Below are 17,079 nucleotides of genomic sequence, written 5' to 3'. Positions count from 1 at the left end.
GCTCTTCTGAAAACCTCGTTCTCTTCATCTCGTCCGTCCTTCTGTCAGGGCCGGACTCTAATCGAGACTGGAGGAAAATCAGGGGGTCACGTCACCGGCAAAAAAACGTAGTTCCTGCTCGCCGTCAAACGCTGGAGCGCTGGGGACGTGTTGATCGAAGCGGGCGTCCAGGACTATTAGCGGCTCGAGCGTCTCGAGTACATGCGCGCACAAAGCGCGAGCCCTCTCAACGTTGTACATGTCGAGGCCATGGCCAGACTTGAACCCATGCTCATCTTCTAAAACAAGCGAAAGAATGCTTATGGGAACGTCGAATACATTCGAAGCGAATTTGGTGATCGCGTCGTAGGCGGGTTCCGATCCCGTCCCGAACTTTTCTTTGGAAGCGGGCGCTGCCAAACGCCTCTCTTCTATTGATCCTGCGAACACTGACGTTCCTAGTTTAAATGAGATCGTCGGAGCTTAACCTGCCGCATGTTAAGAGCGCGCTACTGCAGAACCGCACCATTATACTTAAAAGTATGGTCAGGTCAGAACGTGGGTGCTCATTGAGTGGGACGGGTCCGGGTGTACGTGATCGGATGCGAGATCCAGAGGCGCCGTGACCATTTATCGGCCGAACCTTCTGGCAGCGGTCGCGAGAGAAGCTAGTGCAAGCGAGCACAGAGCAAGTAGACCGCAGGTTCCTGCCCATCCGAACGCGTCGTAAACGGCCGTGCCAGCATAGCTGCCGATGCCGCCACCGATGAACATCATGACAACGTAAACCGTGGTCAACCGCGTTCGAACACCCGGATCGAGTGCGAGGAAAGTCATTCGACCGGTTACATCGACACCCGGGCCCACGAAATTCGTGATCATGAGTGGGATTATGAGGGTCCAGAGCGAGCCGCCAAGGGGCCAGAGGAGCAAGATGCCCGCGAGTTGACAGAACGCGAAGATCGCCCGCGCCTTGCGGGCGCCAACTTCGTCGGCCCACCGGCCGAGCCGGGGCGTGGAGAAAATGCTGATCGCAGCAAGGCCTGCAAGATACCCGACCGTGTCCGTCCCATACCCCATTTCGGGTGAGGTCAAATAAAGCGCAAGGCCGAGCCATACGGCAATGAACTGACCGAAGTTCAGCGCCTGGATCGCACCCGAAAACAGTATCTCCCGATGTCTGCCTATCAATGGGAATATGGAGACTAAAAGATTCAGATAGGACTGCCGGTCTCGTGCGGATCGTTCCCCACCTTCCATAAGTCGCGGCAAGGCAAGTGTGACAGCCAACATCAGTGCCGCTGCGATCCAATAGATCATTCGCCATCCGAAATGCTCGGCAACCACACCAGCACCCACCCGTGCAATGAGGATCCCGAGAATAACGCCCGCAGCCAATTTCGCCGTCACCTGACCCAGTCGTTCCGGCGCAACACGCTTCGAAGCGTAGGCCGGCAAAAGATAGGGCGCTATGGTGAAAAAGCCGAGCATCGTGGACCCGATGACGAACAGCGTGAAACCTTGGGCGATGGCCATCAGGGCGATCGAAGCGGTCTGACCAGCAGCAAAGGTGATCGTCAGCCTGCGGTTCGAAATACGATCGCCAAGCGGAAGGAGCAGGAAAATGCCTACGGCCAGAGCGATCTGGTTGAGTGCCGGGACTAAACCGATTCGGGAATGACTGACCCCAAAATAATCGGCCACCTCGGCGATTATCGGATGGATGTAGTAGGCGTTAGCAGTGACCACTGCCGCAGCAATTGCCAGTGAAGTTTCCTGAACGCCGGTCAGTCGCGTAGGCTGGCTCACGCCCAACGTCCTGGTGCATGGGTCACCGATATTTCCCTGAATCTGACCGCGAAAGCCGGTCCTGTGTCGGTGACTTTATGGCGTCTTTTGCTTCGTGTCACCCAACTGACTGACGGGCACCGTCTCTTTAAAAGTATGCGTCACATAGGGGAAAGGAATTTCGATCCCGGCGTCATCCAGCGCGGCCTTGATCGCACGGATGACCTTGTCCTTGCTTTCCCAACCTGCACGCGGCGTCGATCCGGCCCACCATCGGACGAGAAAGTCGACGGAACTGGAATTGAATTCCTGCGCGAAGATATCAACACCCTTGCTGGCGAGTACGTCATCGACACCTTCGACCGCCCGGCGGATGATATCGGCAGCATGATCAAGCTGCGTGTCGTATGACACGCCGACTACAACCTGATGACGGCGCTGATCGACATCGGTAAAGATTTCGACCGGGTTCTTGAAAAGGATGGAGTTCGGCACGACTGTGAGTTCACCGGACAGTTTGCGCACATGCGTTTCGCGTAATGTGATGTGTTCGACCTTGCCGGTGATATCTTCGCATTCGATCACGTCGCCGATGCGCATTTTTTCCCGCAGCATGATAAGCACGCCTGCCAGGAAATTCTCGAAGATGTCCTGAAAGGCAAAACCAATCGCCACAGCTCCGATGCCAAGTCCGGCAAGCAGGCTGGCCGGCGTGAGATCAGGGATGACCACCACCGCCGCGATGAAGATGCCGAGGGTCCAGATCCCGAGCCTGACGAGCGTATCGATAAGGTTCTTCAGGCTGCTGCGTATCTCGGTGCGCCCAACGACGGCGTCGGAAATGCGCACGGCAAATCGCGCAACGATCCACGTCATAAGGATGATGAAGAATGCAATCGCGAGGCTGGGCAGCGCCTCTACAAAGCCTTTGCCCATGGTTTGCAACTGCGTGCGCAGCGTTGCGATATAATTCACGTCGCGGAAAACTCCCTTTGCGAGGCAACGGGAGGGCTGCACAAAGGGTTCCGAATTGCCGGCTATGGCCTTTTGAAAGTCTAGCTTCCGGCGTGTTCCTTGCGAGCGATTTCATGCAGCCAATCGGCGTGCCTCGGAGCTTTCTTGGTCTGACTCCATTCGTCAAGCATCATAGGGGCAACACGCTTCAATTCGGCGTACTGTTCATCGGTGCCGATATCCGTGGCTAGTTCTACCCGATGACCATTCGGATCAAAGAAGTAGATCGATTTGAAAATGCCGTGGTGAGTTGGACCCAGAACCTCGATGCCCAAGCTCTCGACATGCGTCTTGGCCGCGAGCAATTCTTCTTCGCTGCCAACTTTGAAAGCGAGATGCTGGACCCAAGCCGGGGTATTTTCGTCCCGGCCCATGTCTTTCTGATTTGGCAGTTCGAAGAAGGCTAGGATATTGCCATTACCCGCATCGAGGAAAACGTGCATGTAAGGGTCGTAATCGCCCGTGGATGGCACGTGATCCTCTGCAAAGGCCGTCGTGTAATCCATGCCGAGTACTTTGCCGTACCATTCGACCGTTTCCTTGGCATCCTTGCAGCGATAGGCCGCATGGTGGACGCCAGCGAGCTTCACGGGATGAACAGATGCTTCGCTCATTCTGCGGGCTCCGTCTCGACTGTTTTGGCATCTTCAACACTAAGCGCGCCGCGCTTGATTTGGTCGCGCTCCATGCTCTCGAACAGCGCCTTGAAGTTTCCTTCACCGAAACCTTCGTCACCCTTGCGCTGGATGAATTCGAAGAACACCGGACCGACCTGCGCTTCGGCAAAAATCTGCAGCAGCAGACGCGGGTGCCCGCCTTCTGTCGTACCATCGAGCAGGATCCCGCGGGCTTTCAATTCATCCACCGGCTCCCCGTGATCGGGCAAACGGTCGGGCAGCATTTCGTAATAGGTTTCGGGCGGGGCAGTCATGAAGGGAACGCCAAGGCTCTTCAGATTGTCCCAGGCCTGTACGAGATCGTCACAGATCAAGGCGATGTGCTGGATACCCTCTCCGTTGAATTCCTTGAGGAACTCTTCGATCTGGCCCTTGCCGCCTTCACCTTCCTCGTTGAGCGGTATGCGAATTTTGCCGTCAGGCGCGGTCAATGCCTTGGATGTCAGGCCAGTATACTCACCCTTGATGTCGAAAAAGCGGATCTCGCGGAAGTTGAAGAGCGTCTCGTAATAATCCGCCCAGTATTTCATGCGTCCATTGTAGACATTGTGTGTCAGGTGATCGATCACGTTGAAGCCCGCTCCAACTGGCCACTTTTCGACACCATCGAGATACTCGAAATCGATATCGTAGATGGAAAGGCCGTCGCCTTCTGCATCTGCATAACGGTCAATCAGATAAACGATAGCACCGCCGATGCCGCGGATGGCAGGGATACGCAGTTCCATCGGGCCGGTTTCCACCGCGACAGGTTCTGCGCCTTTATCGAGAAGTTCTTCGTAGGCCTTCTTCGCATCGCGAACTCTGAAACCCATGCCGCATGCCGAGGGGCCATGTTCGCGCGCAAAAAACCATGCTGCGCTTCGCGGTTCGTAGTTGAGGATGAGGTTGATCTGACCCTGACGCCAGAGATCCACATCCTTGGATCGGTGCGTGGCCACATGGGTAAATCCCATCGCTTTAAAGACCGGTTCGACGACGCCTTTTTCGGAAGCGCAGAATTCGACAAACTCGAATCCGTCGAGTCCGATTGGATTTTCGAAGAGATCGGTCATTTACATCCTCTGGGATTTGCTAGGTGGTTTCAAAAGTAACTAATCACAGTCGCTCGTAAGCTGTCAAGTTTTCAACGGCCGTGCATGGTGGCCAGTTCCTTTCATGCGTCAAACGGATGTCGACGATGAATTGTACTTGCGCGAAGCGGTTAACTGTGATTCTGTCGCCTTATGCGCCGCACAAATTCCCTAGCTTCGATCCGCCGAGTCAGGACCTCGCAGCATGCCGCACTTGCTGCGCTCCTGGTCATGGGCGGATTGGCGATTGCAGGTCCATCCGGACTGCTTGCCTGGAGTGAGAATTTGCGGCTGCTCGATCAGCGCGAGGCCCAGTTGGCAAAATTGCAGGCCGAACGGCATGCGCTGGAGAACCGGGTCGCCTTACTCGATCCCAACGCCGCTGATCCCGATATGGTCGGCGAGCTGCTGCGTAGTCAGCTCAATGTCGTGCATCCGAACGAAGTCGTCATAAAACTGGAAGACTGAACGGAGCGAAACCATCGCTTGCCGTAAGGGTTTTCGTATGCACATGCGCTCTGCCGTTGCGCGGGTCGCAAGCCTGTGCCTATAGGCGCAACTGACATCCTCCCCGGAAGAACAAGGACACAAGTCTTGGCCAAAGCCCCCCGGAGCAAGAAGCAGCCCACCAAATCGCCTGCAGAAGATCCCGACTTCGCTCTCCACTCCCTGCAAGAGGCATTGGAAGAGAATCGCCATTACGATGCCAGCAAGGAGCAGATGCTCCATTTTTACGAGCAGATGCTGCTCATCCGTCGCTTCGAAGAGCGCGCGGGCCAGCTGTATGGTCTCGGCCTGATCGGCGGTTTCTGTCACCTTTACATTGGACAGGAAGCTGTTGCGATCGGCCTCCAGTCCGCGCTCGATGGTGACAAGGACAGCGTCATCACCGGATACCGCGACCATGGTCACATGCTCGCCTACGGCATCGATCCCAAAGTCATCATGGCCGAACTGACCGGCAGGGAAGCCGGCATCTCGAAGGGCAAGGGCGGGTCGATGCACATGTTCTCGACCGAACATAAATTTTATGGTGGTCACGGCATCGTAGGAGCCCAGGTTTCATTGGGCGGTGGTCTCGCGCTGGCTCACCAGTACAACGACGATGGCGGTTTCTGCCTGGCCTACTTCGGCGACGGTGCGGCCAACCAGGGCCAGGTATATGAAACGATGAACATGGCGGCGCTCTGGAATTTGCCGATCGTCTTCGTGGTCGAAAACAACCAGTACGCCATGGGAACCGCCGTCGGTCGCAGCTCTGCTGAAACAGAATTCCACCGCCGCGGCACAGCCTTCCGTATTCCGGGAATGGACGTGAACGGCATGGACGTTCTTGAAGTCAGGCAGGCTGCCGAGATCGCTTTCAAGCATGTTCGCGAAGGCAAGGGTCCGGTCCTGATGGAATGCAATACCTATCGCTATCGCGGGCATTCGATGTCCGACCCGGCAAAGTACCGTACGCGCGAAGAGGTCCAGGATATTCGCGACCACAAGGATCCGATCGAAGGGATCAAGAAGCTGCTACTCGAAAACGGCTCGACCGAGGAAGAATTGAAAGCGATCGACAAGGATATTCGCAAGACCGTCACCGAAGCTGCGGATTTTGCCGAGAACTCGCCAGAGCCGGAAGCGAGCGAACTCTACACCGACGTATTGGTGGAGGAGTATTGAGCCATGGCTATCGAACTGAAAATGCCCGCGCTGTCGCCCACTATGGAAGAGGGCACATTGGCCAAGTGGCTGAAGTCCGAAGGTGACGAGATCGTTGCAGGCGACATCATAGCCGAAATCGAAACCGACAAGGCTACGATGGAATTCGAGGCAGTGGATGAAGGGACCCTCGGGAAAATCCTCATCGACGAAGGTACCGAAGGCGTGAAGGTCGGGACTGTGATCGCCATGCTGGCTGGCGAGGATGAAGATGCTTCCGATATCGAGGCGCCCGCTGAAAAGGAATCGCCAGAATCAGACAAGAGCGGCGGCAAAGAGAAATCTACCGATGCCAGCGAAGCGCAGCTTATGAAGACGCCGCGCAAGGTCGACGTGAAGGATCCGGAGGTTCCCGAAGGCACCAGCTTCACATCGGTTTCCGTCCGTGAAGCTTTGCGCGATGCCATGGCCGAAGAAATGCGCAAGGACGAACGCGTGTTCGTCATGGGCGAGGAAGTGGCCCAGTATCAGGGTGCGTACAAGGTCACACAAGGCCTGCTGGATGAGTTCGGGGCCAAGCGGGTCATCGATACTCCGATTACGGAATATGGATTTGCAGGCATCGGCACCGGCGCCGCAATGGGTGGTCTGCGCCCGATCGTCGAATTCATGACGTTCAATTTCGCCATGCAGGCGATTGATCATATCGTAAATTCCGCGGCAAAGACCAACTACATGTCCGGTGGTCAGATGCGCTGTCCGGTCGTGTTCCGCGGCCCTAACGGTGCAGCAAGCCGGGTAGGCGCACAGCATAGCCAGAATTACGGAGCATGGTACGCAAGTGTGCCCGGTTTGGTAGTTATCGCACCATACGATGCTGCAGATGCAAAGGGTCTGCTCAAGGCCGCCATACGTAGTGAAGATCCCGTCGTATTCCTCGAGAACGAGCTTGTTTACGGCCGAAGCTTCGAGGTTCCCGATCTGGATGACTACGTGCTTCCGATCGGCAAGGCGCGGATCATGCGCGAGGGTTCGGATGTAACGATCGTTTCTTATTCGATCGCCGTCGGGCTTGCACTAGAGGCAGCGGAAGAGCTTTCGAACGAAGGCATCGACGCGGAAGTCATCGATCTGCGTACCTTGCGCCCGCTCGACAAGGAAACGGTACTTACCTCGCTTTCCAAGACGAACCGACTGGTCATCGCCGAAGAAAACTGGCCGACATGTTCGATTGCTTCGGAAATTGTGGCGATCTGTATGGAAGAAGGCTTCGACCATCTCGACGCGCCGGTCACCCGCGTTTGCAATGAAGATGTTCCGCTGCCCTATGCTGCGAACCTCGAGAAGCTTGCGCTGGTCGACACGCCGCGGATCATCGAGGCCGTCAAGAAGGTCTGTTATCTCGACTGACGGGGAGTGCGCTTTCATGGAGAGTGCCGACCTGCTCGACGAATGTCCCGAAGTGTTGCGCGTCGCTCTTTCGAGCGCGAGCGCACATCGGGACATTTGGCTCGCCGCCTTTGCCCTCGATGGCCGCGTCGGTCGGATGGTTCTTGGCGCAAGCGAGCCGATGCTCGGGCAAATGCGGCTTGCATGGTGGCGCGATCAGCTCGGCAAGCCGGTCCACGATCGGCCGCGGGGCGACCAATTGCTCGATCTGATCGGGAAGAACTGGAACCAGAACGAAGCCGCGTTAGTCGATTTGATCGATGGGTGGGAAGCATTGCTCTCCCCGCGACCGCTTGCAGAAACGGCAATCCTTGAGTTCGTAGCCGGTAGGGTAAACCTGTCGCTGGGCTTGGCGAATATGGTTGGAACGATGAATCACGAGCGCGACCTGCGCCGCGCCGGAACGCTATGGGCGCTTGCTGACCTTGCCATCAATGCCCGCGACGAAGCCGAACTGTCGAGAGCGGTGAAACTGGGTGCCGCAGAGGGTACGAATGGGCTGCGGCTTTCACGCGACATGCGGCCGCTCGCTGTCATTGCCGGACTGGCCCGGCGGTCCCTTCATTTCCGTGGACGACCCATGCTGGGTGATCGCGCCAGCCCCTTGATTGCCTTGCGGTTGAGCCTGATTGGACGCTAGGCTCGCGCAGGGTTCAAGGGGGGCATTGAATGAACCGGATCGTGTTGGGGGCCTTGATCGCACTCGCGCTCACTGGATTGGGGCTGTTCTGGTGGCAGGGCAGGGCGGAAGTGGAACGCGGAGCGCCGCCACCGCAGCCTGCAGAAGCCTCGGCCAACCTTCCGGAAATTCCGGCTTCCGACCCGGGCGACATGGTGGGACCCGCGCCACCCGAGGCGACCGAGCTTACCAAGGAGCAGCGCCGCTTCTTCCGTTATGACCGTAATCGCGACTGGCGCATCACGCGCACGGAAATGCTGTCCAGTCGAACGGAGGCGTTTCGCAAGCTCGACAAGGACGGCAACAATCTGCTCGATTTCGAAGAATGGGCGGTTGCCACGGTGGAAAAATTCGAATCTGCAGATGCGAATGGCGACAACGAGCTGACCCCCGCCGAGTTCGCGACCACGGCACCCAAACCGAAGAAGAAACCGCGCTGCGCCTGCTAGGCGGGAACCGCTTCCATGCCTGCGAGCCATTCCCCGAAATCGGCCTTCGCGCGATTGGTGTAGGCTTCTTTTCGCACTTTCTTTCCCACGTCGTGCAGGGGCGGGAATAGCCCGAAATTGACGTTCATGGGCTGAAAGGTGGACGCTTCGGCATCGCCGGTGATGTGCGACAGGAGCGCGCCGAACGCCGTAGTACGCGGCGGCGGCGCCCATTCGCGCCCCGCAAGTTGGGCGGCCGTCATGAGCCCGGCCATCAAACCCACTGCCGAACTTTCGACATAGCCTTCACAGCCGGTAATCTGTCCTGCGAACCGGATGTGATCGCCACCCTTCAAACGAAGTTGACGGTCGAGAACGAGGGGTGAGTTGATGAAGGTATTGCGGTGCAATCCGCCGAGACGGGCGAATTCCGCATTCTCGAGGCCGGGTATCGTCCGGAAGAGTTCGACCTGTGCACCATATTTGAGCTTGGTCTGGAAACCGACCATGTTCCACAAGGTGCCGAGCTTGTTATCCTGACGGAGCTGGACGACGGCATAAGGCCAGCGACCCTGCGGAAACTCTTCCGATGTATCGAAGGGGTTATCGAGCCCGACCCCCTTCATCGGACCATAGCGAAGCGTTTCGACGCCGCGCGCAGCCATGACCTCGATCGGCATACAGCCGTCGAAATAGGGGGTGTCGGCTTCCCATTCGCGAAATTCGGTCTTTTCGCCGTCCATCAAGCCCTGGTGGAAGGCGAGATATTGCTCCTTCGTCATCGGGCAATTGATATAATCGCCATCTTCGTTCGATGCTTCGGTGCGTTTGTTCCACCGGCTCTGTATCCAGCATTTGGACATGTCGATGCTGTCGTGATGGACGATAGGTGCAATCGCATCGAAGAAAGCGAGGCGGTCCTGCCCGGTTGCCCCCACGATACTTTCGGCCAGCGACTGGGCCGTCAGTGGCCCGGTAGCGACGATGGTCGCACCGGAGGTGGGAAGGGCATCGACCCGTTCGCGAATGACGGTGACATTGGGATGTTCGGCGAGGGTGCGCTGAACTTCGGCAGAAAACACATCGCGATCGACTGCCATTGCTGAACCGGCAGGCACGCGCGCGACTTCGCCTGCGCGCATGATCAGGCTGTCGAGGCGGCGCATTTCATAATGGAGCAGCCCGACCGCATTCTTCGTGTCGTCATCCGAGCGGAAGCTGTTCGAGCAGACGAGTTCGGCCAGGCCGTCGGTCTGATGGGCCGGCGTCATTTCGCCGCTGCCGCGCATTTCCGACAAGCGCACCTTGAAGCCGCGCCTGGCAAGTTGCCAGGCGGCTTCGCTTCCGGCGAGGCCGCCGCCGATTATGTGGATATCATGGGTCATCGAGCGCGCCCTAATGCTTGCCAGTGGCTTCCGGCAAGGCCTAGCGTCGCCGAATGTCGCGCCGCGCCCTTTCCGAACATCGCCCATGGCTGCTTGCCAGCCTGATTGCAGGCGTCAGCTACTTCTTCGTAGCCGACGATCCCATCGGCGGAGTCTGGCTGATGCTGTGGAAAGGGGCAGGCGTCGCCTTCCTTGCGATCTATGCCGCTTTTCGAGGACGAGGGACCGATGGCCTGCTGATCGCCGCAGTCATGCTGTTCGGGGCATTGGGCGATGTTGCCCTGGAGATCAGCTATGTGGTCGGCGGCGGTCTGTTCGCCGTTGGGCACCTGATAGCCATAGCGCTTTACCTTCGGAATCGCCGAGAGAGGACAAGTTCGAGCCAGTTCATGGCGGCACTTGCCCTGCTGATTCTGACGCCGCTGATCACAGCGCTGATGACGTTTCCCCTGGATAACTGGATGCTTGCGGCGGCGTATTCTGGCGTTGTCGGCGCGATGGCTGCGACAGCATGGCTGAGCCGGTTTCCGCGTTACCGGGTCGGCCTGGGTGCCGTGCTATTCGTGGTGAGCGACCTGTTTATTTTTTCCCGCGAAGCCGGTGTCTTGCCCGAATCGATAACGAGCTGGCTGATCTGGCCGCTCTATTTCGGTGGGCAGTTCCTGATCGCGACCGGGGTTGTTCAGACGTTGCGGGGCAAGAGCTTCACGCAGCGAGGTTGACGCAAACCAGCGGTGTTTTCAAAACTGCGCGTCCTCTCTGGAGAGGGGCTGGCAGTTAGAAAAGTCTAACGATATTAGCGGTGTATGATATCGAGCACGGGCGAGGCGACGCGCTGACGTGTCACCTTTCAAATATCTTTGAAAACCGAGAGAACGGGCTTCGGTGCGATCGGTTTGGGCTGGCGACGATGTGAAAGAACCGAAGGAGCCTTAGCCCCTCCGGTTCATGTAGGAAAATCAATCCGGGCGCGAAGCGTCAGTCGCTGTCGGGTTCGCCTTCGATATTATCGTCCGAGTGGAAGGTGGTGTGCGGCGTTGTGCGATCGAGCCCACCGCGATCGGCAATCTCGTCAGCCACAGCTTCTTCTGCGGAGTTTTCGGGTTCTTCGGTTTCGTCGATCCTTGCCGCTTTGACGATCTGTTCGCCCTTGGCGACATTGAAGATCCGCACGCCCGACGATCCGCGACCGGAGATCGAGAAGCCGGTGTGGCTGTCGAACCCGCCATCAATCAGATGTCGGAACTGCAGCGGCATACGGATAAGCTTGGCCTGATCGGTGACCAGCATGAGCTGCATGCCGTGCCGTACAGGGAAGCTGGCGACGACATGGCCGTTGCGGTTCGGATTGCTGGACGGTTCGCCGATATTGGTGAGGCCCTGACCGCCGCGGCCAGTGGTCCGATATTCGTATGCCGACGAGATCTTGCCATACCCATTGGCTGTGAGCGTCAGAATGAACTCTTCCGCTTCGGCCAGTTCGGCAACCTTTTCGGCATCGAGCGTCGGTTCGTTATCGTTGTTCTTCCATTCGGCGGCTCGAAGATACTGGTCGCGCACTTCCGTATCGCGCTCCCCAGCGTCAAGAACAGCCATGGACACGACCTTCTGATCATCCCGAAGCTTCATGCCGCGAACGCCGATACCGGTGCGGCTTTTCGTTTCGCGGGCATCGCTGGCAGCGAAACGGATTGCCTTGCCGCTATCCGAAGCGAGGAAGATTTCCTGCCCTTCGCTGAGGAGGCGCACGCCGATCAGACGGTCGCCACTGCCTTCGACAAAACCCATCGCGTATTTGCCGTTGCTCGGCACGTTAGTGAAGGCATCCATGGAATTGCGGCGGACCATGCCCTGTTCCGTGGCGAACACGATGTTGAGCTTGGACCATTCGCCTTCATCCTCCGGCAGAGGCAGGACGTTGGTGACACGCTCATCATCGCCCAGCGGAAGGAGGTTCACCATCGGGCGTCCCTTGGTCTGCGGGCCACCTTCGGGCAGCTTCCAGACCTTCATGCGATAGACGCGGCCGGTATTGGTGAAGAACAGCACGGGATTATGCGTCGAGGTGACGAACATCTCGACGACGGCGTCTTCATCCTTCGTCGCCATGCCGCTGCGGCCCTTGCCGCCGCGTGCCTGGGCGCGGAAGGCATCGAGCGGGGTGCGCTTGATATAGCCACCATGAGTCACCGTAACGACCATTTCTTCGCGTTCGATGAGGTCTTCGTCTTCGATACCATCCCAGGCCGGCGCGATTTCGCTGATGCGGGGCGTGGCATAGGTATTGCGGATTTCCTCGAGCTCTTCGCGCATGACGCGATAGAGCTTCACGCGGTCTGCCAGGATCGAGAGATATTCCTCGATCGCGAGGCTGAGTTCTTTAAGCTCGTCGCCGATTTCGTCGCGACCGAGAGCCGTAAGGCGGTGCAGGCGGAGTTCGAGAATCGCCTTCACCTGACGTTCGGACAGGCGGTAGGTGCCGCCAGTCTGTTCGTCCGTCGGTTCGATCGCTTCGACCAGCGCGATATATTGCGCAATGTCGCCAATCGCCCATTCCTTGGCGAGCAGTTTTGCGCGCGCGGCAGCAGGATTGGACGAGCCCCGGATCATCGCCACGACTTCGTCGAGGTTCGAGACGGCGACCACGAGGCCGAGCAAGATATGAGCGCGCTCACGCGCCTTGTTCAGTTCGAACTTGGTCCGGCGCGTGATGACTTCTTCGCGGAAACCGATGAAGGCCTGGATGAAGTCACGCAGGGTGAGCACTTCGGGGCGGCCGCCGCGGATCGCCAGCATATTGGCCGGGAAGCTGGCCTGTGCCGGCGTATAGCGCCAGATCTGGTTGAGCACGACTTCCGGTGAGGCATCCCGCTTGAGATCGACGACGACGCGCACACCTTCACGCGATGATTCATCGCGGATGTCGGAGACGCCTTCGATCCGTTTTTCTTTTGCGGCTTCCGCGATCTTTTCGACCAGCCCGCTCTTGCCGACCTGATAGGGAATGGAAGACAGGACGATCGACTGGCGATTGCCCTTCGTCTCGACCTCGTGGCGCGCGCGCATGAGAATCGAGCCGCGACCCACCGTATAGGCCGCGCGTGCCCCGGATTTGCCGAGGATGAGCGGTGCGGTCGGGAAATCCGGACCGGGAATGATTTCGAACAGTTCTTCCGACGTGATCGCCGGGTTGTCCATGAACGCGAAGCAGCCGTCGATCACTTCGCCAAGGTTGTGCGGCGGAATGTTGGTCGCCATGCCGACCGCGATACCGCCTGCGCCGTTGACCAGCAGGTTGGGGAAACGGGCCGGAAGCACGGTCGGTTCGCGGCGCGACCCGTCGTAGTTGTCGGTGAAGTCGACCGTATCCTTGTCGAGATCGTCGAGCAGGGCATTGGCGACACGTGCAAGCCGCGCTTCGGTGTAACGCATGGACGCCGGCGGATCCGGGTCCATCGAGCCGAAGTTACCCTGACCATCGATCAGCGGCACGCGTAGCGACCAGTCCTGAGTCATCCGGGCGAGGGCATCGTAAATCGCGGCATCGCCGTGAGGGTGATAGTTACCCATGACGTCGCCGACGATCTTGGCGCTCTTGCGATAGGGGCGGCCAGCAACGAAGCCGCCCTCGTTGCTGGCGAAAAGGATGCGCCGGTGAACAGGTTTCAGACCGTCACGCACATCTGGCAGGGCGCGGCTGACGATCACGCTCATCGCGTAATCGAGGTAGCTGGTCTTCATTTCATCGACGATGTCGATGCGGGCGTATTCTTCACCGCCGGGGGCGGGGGTATCCAGAATTTCAATATCGTCGGACAAAACGTATTTCCGTACTGCCAAAGGCTTTATGTTCTAGGTGTGCAGAGCCTAGGGGAAAGGGTTGGGGAGCGCCACTCGCGCCGGGAACCAAAGCCCGGTTTCGAGCGCTTTTTCCACATATGGGTACTGCAAGCGAGGATGGTAACCATGAACGGTGAGCCAGACAGGCATTCAATACCCATTCAGCCCACTTTCCGTAGAAGAATTTGCAATGAGTGCCCACACGCGGCATGTGCCGCCAAGCCAAATCTGAACAGGCGCAGAGGCGCTCAGCCCCCTATCCACTCTTGGGAGTTTATCATATGATTTTCACTCGTCTTGCCCGCAAGAACAACGCGGCCTCGACCCTGGCTCTGGCAGTTTCGATCGCCGCAGGCGGCATGGTCGCAGCCAGCGCATTCGAAGCGCCGGCGTTTGCCCAGAAGGAAAAGAAGAGCCAGCCGAAATATTCGAAGGCATTCATCGAAGCGTACAAGCCGCTTGAAACGATGGCATCGGCCGAACCGGTCGATTACGCAGCGATCAAGGCGGCTGTCCCGGGCTTGGTAGCCGCGGCTGAAAACAACGACGATCGCTTCGCCGCAGGTAGCTTCATCTATGCGACGGCCGTGAAGGCAGAAGATCAGCCAACCGCGCTGCAGGGCATGGAAATGATGCTGCAGAGCGGCAACGTTCCGGCTGAAAACCTTGGCCAGTACAACTTCGTGGCTGGCCAGCTCGCCTATGCGGCGAATGATTACGCCAAGGCGCGCCCCTATTTCGAAGCGGCAGCCGAAGCAGGTTATACGGAACGTGATCCGTTGATCTTCGTGGCGGAAAGCTACTTTGCCGAAGATCAGGCCCAGCAGGGACTGAACTATCTGAGCCAGATCATTGAAAGCAAGGTCGCTGCTGGCGAGCCGGTCGATGAAGCGTGGCTGAAGCGCGGTCTTGCACAGGCTTACAACAACAACCTCAAGGAAGAAGCCAACAAGTATTCGACCTGGTATGTCAGCCAGTATCCGAGCGATCAAAGCTGGGGCGATGCGGTGGCGATCCAGTTGAACACTGGTGGCTACCAGCAGCCGGAAACGCTCGATCTGCTGCGCCTCGGTCAGCGCGCGGGGGCCCTGCGTGATGGCAATGTGTACCGCGAATATGTCGATGCGGCAGACTATCGTCGTCTCCCTGCCGAAGTGGTTGCCGTGATTGATGAAGGTTATGCCAAGGGCTCGCTCGACAAGACCGACCCGTACATCACCGACACGCGCGAGCAGGCCGCTAGCCGTGCTGAGGCCGACCGTGCCGATGCGGACAAGCTGATCGCGGATGCGAACAAGTCCGGCGCCACGCTTTCGACGGTCATGGCTGCTGGCGACACCATGCTCGGCCTCAAGCGCCCGGCCGATGCGGAAGCGATGTATACCAAGGCTCTGTCCATGCCGAGCGCTGACAAGGGCATGGTTTCGACCCGCCTCGGCATCGCGCAGTTCGACCAGGGCAAGTTTGCCGAGGCCGAAACGACCTTCAAGTCGGTCAATGGCACGCGCAAGCCGATCGCCGATCTTTGGGCTGCCTATGCAAGCCAGAAGGCAAGCGGCGGAGCGTAACACTCCGATCCAGCAGATTAAGAGAGGGCGCGAATTTCGGTTCGCGCCCTTTTTCGTCAGCGGAGCCGTTTCACATAGAGATGATTGTTCTCGCGCCGTTCGACCTGGAACTGGTCGATGGACTGGAACAGGTCCGATAGCCGCTTGAACCCATAGTTGCGGACATCGAAACTGGATCGGTTGCCGGCGATATTGCCGACCTCGCTAAGCGACGCGAAGCCGTTCTCGTCGCGTTTCGCGGCTTTCCATGCAGTCCCGAGAAGCTCGACGAGTTCATCGTCAATCCCCGATTTGCCCGGAGCGGCCTCCGACTTGGGCGCATCCGGTTCGTCCGAGGCGCTTTTGATCAACGCATCGATGTCGATGAAGCGGGTGCACGCGCTCTTGAATGCGGCGGGCGTTTTGCTGGTACTGCCGAAACCGTAGACGATCAGGCCGTCCTGCCTGAGCCGGGTGACCAGCGGGGTAAAGTCGCTGTCCGAGCTCATGATGCCGAAGCCATCGACCTTGCCCTGATAGAGAAGGTCGATCGCGTCGATCGTCATGGCCATGTCGGTAGCGTTCTTGCCTGCCGTCAGGTCGAACTGCTGCTGCGGGCGAATTCCGTATTTGTGGGTAATCTTGTCCCAGTTGGCGAGGTTGTTTTTGGCAAAATTGCCATAGGCTCGCTTGATATTGACCTGCCCGAGTTCCGCCATGACGGTAAGGACGGGATCGATCCCCTTGGGACTGGTGTTGTCCGCGTCGATGAGCAGGGCGATATTCTTGAGGCCGGAATCTGACATGGCGCACACATGGCCGCCACCGGTGCCGGGCGCAAGTCAGGAGGCGGGAAGAAATTCCCCACGTCTCTCGTCGAGCAGATGCAGCACGCCATCGGAAATTGCGAAATAGGCTCCGCGCAGTCTGAGGCTGCCGTCCGCTTCCTTTTCCTGCACGCAAGGGAAGGTCCGCAGATTGGCAAGACTCACCTTGACGGCAGCCATTTCCATCGCGCGCTCGGCGTCGCGTCCGACGGTACCCTTTTCCGCCGCGATCGGTTCACGCACGTCGTCCAGCATGTCGATCCAGTGCGCCACGAAGCCGCCTTCGCCAAGGCGGTTGCCATGCAGATTCTGTGTCAGCGCCGCCTGACAGCCGCCGCACATGCCGTGACCCATCACGACGACTTCGCGGACCTTGAGGAACTGGACGGCAAATTCGAGCGCGGCAGAAACACCGTGCTGGCCGGGCGTCGTTTCGAACGGCGGCACCAGAGCGGCGACATTGCGCACCACGAAAATCTCGCCCGGATCGACATCGAATATCTGCGCCGGATCGACCCGGCTATCCGAACAGGCAATCACCATAACCTGGGGGGACTGGCCTTCCTTGAGCTGTTCCCACCGCTCGTGCTGACGCTTCCAGTCGCCGCTGCGGAAGCGGCCGTAGCCGTCGATCATTTCATCGAAAGTCTTCATATCGCTCCGCTGCCCCGAATTCGTGAGCGATGCAAGAGGCCTCGCGCATAGCTATGCGGGTTGCGGGAGAGGGGGAGGGAGCCTAGATG

16 protein-coding genes are annotated in these 17,079 nt (G+C 58.5%); 7 read left to right on the top strand and 9 right to left on the bottom strand.

The features are described from left to right. Nucleotides 1–78: 78 nt before the first annotated feature. The 5 genes from ACIGGE_RS17620 to hppD all read right to left on the bottom strand — a co-directional run bounded on the left by ACIGGE_RS17620 (nucleotide 79) and on the right by hppD (nucleotide 4,513). Complete coding sequence (locus ACIGGE_RS17620) at nucleotides 79–399, bottom strand: hypothetical protein (protein ID WP_397491311.1); 321 nt, start codon at nucleotides 397–399, stop codon at nucleotides 79–81. A gap of 210 nt (nucleotides 400–609) precedes the next feature. Then, a complete protein-coding gene (locus ACIGGE_RS17615) occupies nucleotides 610–1,788 on the bottom strand; it encodes an MFS transporter (protein ID WP_397491310.1) in 1,179 nt (392 codons plus the stop codon). 75 nt (nucleotides 1,789–1,863) lie between these two features. After that, nucleotides 1,864–2,742, bottom strand: coding sequence for a mechanosensitive ion channel family protein (locus ACIGGE_RS17610; protein WP_397491309.1), 879 nt, complete (start codon nucleotides 2,740–2,742; stop codon nucleotides 1,864–1,866). Between the two features lie 80 nt (nucleotides 2,743–2,822). Next, entirely contained in the window at nucleotides 2,823–3,395 is a 573-nt protein-coding gene (locus ACIGGE_RS17605) for a VOC family protein (RefSeq protein ID WP_272020111.1), read from the bottom strand. Then, entirely contained in the window at nucleotides 3,392–4,513 is a 1,122-nt protein-coding gene (hppD, locus tag ACIGGE_RS17600) for a 4-hydroxyphenylpyruvate dioxygenase (RefSeq protein ID WP_397491308.1), read from the bottom strand. The genes ACIGGE_RS17605 and hppD overlap by 4 nt, the downstream gene beginning before the upstream one ends. Before the next feature lie 171 nt (nucleotides 4,514–4,684). Between hppD and ACIGGE_RS17595 the strand changes: the two genes are divergently transcribed. The 5 genes from ACIGGE_RS17595 (at nucleotide 4,685) to ACIGGE_RS17575 (ending at nucleotide 8,758) form a co-directional block, all read left to right on the top strand. Then, nucleotides 4,685–4,999 (top strand): septum formation initiator family protein, encoded by a 315-nt coding sequence (locus ACIGGE_RS17595; RefSeq protein ID WP_103025070.1) that lies wholly within the window; start codon nucleotides 4,685–4,687, stop codon nucleotides 4,997–4,999. Between the two features lie 126 nt (nucleotides 5,000–5,125). Continuing rightward, nucleotides 5,126–6,202: a pyruvate dehydrogenase (acetyl-transferring) E1 component subunit alpha gene (gene pdhA / locus ACIGGE_RS17590; protein WP_103025069.1), complete on the top strand. Its 1,077-nt coding sequence runs from the start codon at nucleotides 5,126–5,128 to the stop codon at nucleotides 6,200–6,202. 3 nt (nucleotides 6,203–6,205) lie between these two features. Beyond that, nucleotides 6,206–7,591, top strand: coding sequence for a pyruvate dehydrogenase complex E1 component subunit beta (locus ACIGGE_RS17585; protein ID WP_397491307.1), 1,386 nt, complete (start codon nucleotides 6,206–6,208; stop codon nucleotides 7,589–7,591). A gap of 16 nt (nucleotides 7,592–7,607) precedes the next feature. After that, nucleotides 7,608–8,270: a hypothetical protein gene (locus tag ACIGGE_RS17580; protein WP_397491306.1), complete on the top strand. Its 663-nt coding sequence runs from the start codon at nucleotides 7,608–7,610 to the stop codon at nucleotides 8,268–8,270. A 29-nt stretch (nucleotides 8,271–8,299) separates the two neighbouring features. Beyond that, a complete protein-coding gene (locus ACIGGE_RS17575; RefSeq protein ID WP_196846107.1) occupies nucleotides 8,300–8,758 on the top strand; it encodes an EF-hand domain-containing protein in 459 nt (152 codons plus the stop codon). Here the strand turns inward: ACIGGE_RS17575 and trmFO are convergent. Beyond that, nucleotides 8,755–10,122: a methylenetetrahydrofolate--tRNA-(uracil(54)-C(5))-methyltransferase (FADH(2)-oxidizing) TrmFO gene (trmFO, locus tag ACIGGE_RS17570; RefSeq protein ID WP_397491305.1), complete on the bottom strand. Its 1,368-nt coding sequence runs from the start codon at nucleotides 10,120–10,122 to the stop codon at nucleotides 8,755–8,757. The two genes, ACIGGE_RS17575 and trmFO, sit on opposite strands and share 4 nt — an antisense overlap. Before the next feature lie 53 nt (nucleotides 10,123–10,175). On the opposite strand from trmFO, the gene ACIGGE_RS17565 reads away from it, so the two are divergent. Then, the gene (locus ACIGGE_RS17565; protein ID WP_397491304.1) at nucleotides 10,176–10,844 is read left to right on the top strand and encodes a lysoplasmalogenase family protein; all 669 of its coding nucleotides are present in this window, start codon (nucleotides 10,176–10,178) and stop codon (nucleotides 10,842–10,844) included. Between the two features lie 256 nt (nucleotides 10,845–11,100). On the opposite strand, the gene gyrA is transcribed toward ACIGGE_RS17565, so the two are convergent. Next, nucleotides 11,101–13,941, bottom strand: coding sequence for a DNA gyrase subunit A (gene gyrA, locus ACIGGE_RS17560; RefSeq protein ID WP_103025063.1), 2,841 nt, complete (start codon nucleotides 13,939–13,941; stop codon nucleotides 11,101–11,103). A 302-nt stretch (nucleotides 13,942–14,243) separates the two neighbouring features. On the opposite strand from gyrA, the gene ACIGGE_RS17555 reads away from it, so the two are divergent. Then, nucleotides 14,244–15,530 (top strand): hypothetical protein, encoded by a 1,287-nt coding sequence (locus ACIGGE_RS17555; protein ID WP_397491303.1) that lies wholly within the window; start codon nucleotides 14,244–14,246, stop codon nucleotides 15,528–15,530. A gap of 56 nt (nucleotides 15,531–15,586) precedes the next feature. On the opposite strand, the gene ACIGGE_RS17550 is transcribed toward ACIGGE_RS17555, so the two are convergent. Then, nucleotides 15,587–16,315 (bottom strand): NYN domain-containing protein, encoded by a 729-nt coding sequence (locus tag ACIGGE_RS17550; protein WP_103025061.1) that lies wholly within the window; start codon nucleotides 16,313–16,315, stop codon nucleotides 15,587–15,589. A 36-nt stretch (nucleotides 16,316–16,351) separates the two neighbouring features. Next, nucleotides 16,352–16,990 carry a carbonic anhydrase gene (locus tag ACIGGE_RS17545; protein ID WP_397491302.1) on the bottom strand — a complete coding sequence of 213 codons (639 nt, stop codon included), beginning with the start codon at nucleotides 16,988–16,990 and terminating at the stop codon, nucleotides 16,352–16,354. Nucleotides 16,991–17,079: the final 89 nt, after the last annotated feature.

It is taken from the genome of Qipengyuania sp. NPDC077410 (assembly GCF_044543405.1).
In the GTDB taxonomy this organism is placed as follows: domain Bacteria; phylum Pseudomonadota; class Alphaproteobacteria; order Sphingomonadales; family Sphingomonadaceae; genus Qipengyuania; species Qipengyuania pacifica.
This window is presented reverse-complemented; position numbering and strand designations above follow the sequence as displayed.

Coding starts and splice junctions, on each gene's coding strand:
- ACIGGE_RS17605 (WP_272020111.1), bottom strand. CDS start 3,395: ATGAGCGAAGCATCTGTTCATCCCGTGAAGCTCGCTGGCGTCCACCAT.
- hppD (WP_397491308.1), bottom strand. CDS start 4,513: ATGACCGATCTCTTCGAAAATCCAATCGGACTCGACGGATTCGAGTTT.
- ACIGGE_RS17595 (WP_103025070.1), top strand. CDS start 4,685: ATGCGCCGCACAAATTCCCTAGCTTCGATCCGCCGAGTCAGGACCTCG.
- ACIGGE_RS17585 (WP_397491307.1), top strand. CDS start 6,206: ATGGCTATCGAACTGAAAATGCCCGCGCTGTCGCCCACTATGGAAGAG.
- ACIGGE_RS17580 (WP_397491306.1), top strand. CDS start 7,608: ATGGAGAGTGCCGACCTGCTCGACGAATGTCCCGAAGTGTTGCGCGTC.
- ACIGGE_RS17575 (WP_196846107.1), top strand. CDS start 8,300: ATGAACCGGATCGTGTTGGGGGCCTTGATCGCACTCGCGCTCACTGGA.
- trmFO (WP_397491305.1), bottom strand. CDS start 10,122: ATGACCCATGATATCCACATAATCGGCGGCGGCCTCGCCGGAAGCGAA.
- ACIGGE_RS17565 (WP_397491304.1), top strand. CDS start 10,176: ATGTCGCGCCGCGCCCTTTCCGAACATCGCCCATGGCTGCTTGCCAGC.
- ACIGGE_RS17555 (WP_397491303.1), top strand. CDS start 14,244: ATGATTTTCACTCGTCTTGCCCGCAAGAACAACGCGGCCTCGACCCTG.
- ACIGGE_RS17550 (WP_103025061.1), bottom strand. CDS start 16,315: ATGTCAGATTCCGGCCTCAAGAATATCGCCCTGCTCATCGACGCGGAC.
- ACIGGE_RS17545 (WP_397491302.1), bottom strand. CDS start 16,990: ATGAAGACTTTCGATGAAATGATCGACGGCTACGGCCGCTTCCGCAGC.